The sequence below is a fragment of the Sphingomonas sp. genome (genome assembly GCF_031426035.1).
Taxonomy (GTDB): Bacteria; Pseudomonadota; Alphaproteobacteria; order Sphingomonadales; family Sphingomonadaceae; genus Sphingomicrobium.
The window spans coordinates 1-3,201 of sequence record NZ_JANPKO010000045.1 but is presented as its reverse complement, the minus strand read 5'-3'; the positions used below and the strand labels follow the sequence as shown (position 1 = coordinate 3,201).

The 3,201-nt window shown below is 70.0% G+C and carries 5 protein-coding genes and 1 pseudogene; all 6 read left to right on the top strand.

Annotation, left to right across the window (positions count from 1 at the left end; all coding sequences use genetic code 11):
• Positions 1-279: YebC/PmpR family DNA-binding transcriptional regulator (locus tag RMP08_RS02975; RefSeq protein ID WP_310467494.1), on the top strand; the 279-nt coding region annotated here is incomplete at its 5' end.
• A complete protein-coding gene (ruvC, locus tag RMP08_RS02970) occupies positions 276-779 on the top strand; it encodes a crossover junction endodeoxyribonuclease RuvC (RefSeq protein ID WP_310467495.1) in 504 nt (167 codons plus the stop codon). The genes RMP08_RS02975 and ruvC, both read left to right, overlap by 4 nt.
• A 53-nt stretch (positions 780-832) precedes the next feature.
• Positions 833-1,429: a Holliday junction branch migration protein RuvA gene (ruvA, locus tag RMP08_RS02965; protein ID WP_310467493.1), complete on the top strand. Its 597-nt coding sequence runs from the start codon at positions 833-835 to the stop codon at positions 1,427-1,429.
• Complete coding sequence (locus RMP08_RS02960; RefSeq protein WP_310467492.1) at positions 1,426-1,827, top strand: GFA family protein; 402 nt, start codon at positions 1,426-1,428, stop codon at positions 1,825-1,827. The genes ruvA and RMP08_RS02960 overlap by 4 nt, the downstream gene beginning before the upstream one ends.
• Positions 1,827-2,870 carry a Holliday junction branch migration DNA helicase RuvB gene (gene ruvB, locus RMP08_RS02955; protein ID WP_310467491.1) on the top strand — a complete coding sequence of 348 codons (1,044 nt, stop codon included), beginning with the start codon at positions 1,827-1,829 and terminating at the stop codon, positions 2,868-2,870. The genes RMP08_RS02960 and ruvB overlap by 1 nt, the downstream gene beginning before the upstream one ends.
• Positions 2,870-3,201 (top strand): annotated as a pseudogene (locus RMP08_RS02950) (DUF3089 domain-containing protein); the annotation flags it as partial. The gene ruvB and the pseudogene RMP08_RS02950, both read left to right, overlap by 1 nt.

Below are 3,201 nucleotides of genomic sequence, written 5' to 3'. Positions count from 1 at the left end.
ATCGAGGCGGGCGCCGACGATGTCGAGAGCGACGAGGACGGCCACCGCATCTGGACCAGCGTCGAGACTTTGCATGAAGTAGCGAAAGCGCTCGAGCCGCATCTCGGCGACAGCGAGGGCGCCAAACTGGCGTGGAAGCCGGCGACCGAAGTCGAGGTCCGCGGCGACGAGGCGGCGACCTTGATGCGGCTGATCGAGGCGCTCGAGGACGACGACGACGTGCAGACCGTGTGGGGCAATTACGATGTGCCCGAGGATGAGCTGGAGAAGCTCGGCTGAAAATCCTCGGCCTCGACCCCGGGCTCGGGACGACCGGCTGGGGGCTGATCGCGGCCGAGGGCAACCGGTTGACCCACTTGGCCAATGGCCAGTTGAAAACCGCCACCGCGGCGCCGCTGCCCGAGCGCCTCGCCGATCTCGCCAGCCAGCTCGAGGCGTTGCTCGCCGAGCACCGGCCCGATGCCGCCGCAGTGGAAGAAGTGTTCGTCAACAAGAACCCGCAGTCAACGCTCAAGCTCGGCCAGGCGCGCGGGGTGGTGCTGATGTGCGCGGCGCGCTCCGGGCTGGCGGTCGGCGAATATGCCGCGCGGCTGGTCAAGAAAGCGGTGGTCGGCACCGGCAATGCGGAGAAGGTCCAGGTCCACGCGATGGTGGCGCGGCTGCTCCCGACCGCGACCATTGCGGGCCCTGATGCGGCGGATGCGCTGGCCGTGGCGATCACTCACGCCCACCATCTGGCCTCGGCCAAAGCCACCCAGAGCCTTTCGTCCCGAGCGTAGTCGAGGGACGTGTCTCGACTTCGCTCGACACGAACGGTTAGGGTGGCCGCAGCATGATCGCCCGCCTGACCGGAACCCTTGCCGAAACCGCGGCCGACAGCGTGGTGATCGACGTTGCCGGGGTCGGCTACCAGGTGCTTGCCTCGGCCCGCACACTTGACGCGATCGGACCGATCGGCGGCGAGGTCATGCTCCTGACCGAACTCCAGGTGCGCGAGGATTCGCACACCTTGTTCGGCTTCGGCTCCCCCGGCGAGCGCGAGGCATTTCGACAATTGACCAGCGTCCAGGGCGTCGGCGGGCGGCTCGCGCTGGCGATCCTCTCGGTGCTCGGCCCCGACGACCTCGCGCGCGCCGTCTCGGCCGGCGACAAGGCGATGATTGGACGCGCCAACGGGGTCGGCCCCAAGCTCGCGGCGCGCATCGCGATGGAGCTTCAGGGCAAGCTCGGCGCCCCCGGCCTGGCCGGCGCGGCGGGCAGCCCGTTGCCCACTGCCGGCCCTGCCCAGGATGCGCTGAGCGCGTTGGCCAACCTCGGCTTCAAACCCGCCGAAGCCAGCGCCGCGGTCGCCGCCGCCAGCGCCGACCTCGGCCACGACGCGACGCTCGATGCGCTGGTCCGGCTGGCGCTGCGGAAGGCGGCGAAGTGACCGTCCGCACCGCCTCGTGCCGCTGCGGCCAGATGAAGATCACGGCGACCGGCGAGCCGGTCCGGGTTTCCGCATGCCATTGCCTCGACTGCCAGCAGCGCAGTGGCAGCGCATTCGCGGTGCAGGCGCGCTGGCCAGTCGAGCAAATGGAGGTGGCCGGAGAGTACAAAAGCTGGGTGCAGACCGCCGACAGCGGCAACCGCATCACCTTCCATTTCTGCCCCGAGTGCGGGTCGCCGATGCATTATGTGATCGACGGCAAGTTCGAGGGGCTGGTCGCGATCCCGGTCGGCGCCTTTGCGGACCCCTCCTTCCCGCCGCCGACATTCTCGGTGTGGGAGCGCCGCAAGCATCCGTGGGTTGAGATTTCGGGCGATAAGGTCGAGCACAGCTGCTGATGGCCACCGACCCCGCCCGCATCACCACGCCCGAGCGCACGCCTGAGGACGCCGATGCCGCGCTGCGGCCGAAGTCGCTCGACGAGTTCATCGGGCAGCAGGTCGCGCGCGAGAATTTGCGGGTGTTCGTCAATGCCGCCAAGGGACGCGGCGAGGCGCTCGACCATGTCCTGCTGTTCGGCCCGCCCGGGCTCGGCAAAACCACGCTGGCCGGGATCCTCGCGCGCGAGATGGGGGTCGGCTTTCGCGCCACCTCGGGCCCGGTGATTGCCAAGTCGGGCGATCTCGCGGCTTTGCTCACCAACCTCGAGGACGGCGACGTGCTGTTCGTCGACGAGATCCACCGCCTCAATCCCGCGGTCGAAGAAGTGCTCTACCCGGCGATGGAGGACCGCGCGCTCGACCTGATGATCGGCGAGGGGCCTTCCGCGAGGAGCGTGCGGATCGACCTGCCGCGTTTTACTTTAATTGGCGCAACCACCCGCCAGGGCCTGCTGACGACCCCGTTGCGCGACCGCTTCGGGATTCCGGTGCGGCTCAATTTCTACACCGTCGCCGAGCTCGAGCAGGTCGTCCGCCGCGCCGCGCGATTGCTCGGCATGGCGGTCGGCGACGACGGCGCGCACGAGATCGCGCGGCGCTCGCGCGGCACCCCGCGGATCGCCGGGCGGCTGCTGCGCCGGGTGCGCGACTTCGCCCACGCCGCGGGGGCCGATGGAGTCGATGCCGCCACTGCCGACCGCGCGCTCGACCGGCTCGAGATCGACGGCCTCGGGCTGGACGCGATGGACCGCCGCTATTTGACGATGATCGCCGACCTTTACGGCGGCGGCCCGGTCGGGGTCGAAACGCTTGCCGCCGGCCTCAGCGAGCCGCGCGACACGATCGAGGACGTCATCGAGCCGTTCCTCATTCAGCTTGGGTTGATCGCGCGCACGGCACGCGGGCGCTGCCTCAACGGCCGCGGCTATGCCCACCTCGGGCTGGACCAGCCGGCGGGGAGCCAGAGCGGGCTGTTCGACCCGAGTGACGGAGTGACCTGATGCGTTCGATGCTTGTGGCGGCGGCCGCCGTGATTGCCGCCCCGGCCGCCGCCCAGACCCCGCCTGCCCCCGCCCCGGTCGATTATGCCAAGGCCGCCAGCTGGCTGTGCCTGCCCGGGCGCGCCGATATCTGCTCGACCCCGCTCGCGACCACCGCGCTCAATCCCAATGGCTACGGCTCGACCGGCCAGAGCACGGTCGCCGCCACTCGGCCGATCGATTGCTTCTACGTCTACCCGACGGTGTCGCGCGACCGCGGCCTCAATTCCGACCTCGCGGTGGGCCCCGGCGAGGAGCGCTTCGCCGCCGAGGCGCAGCTTGCACGCCTGTC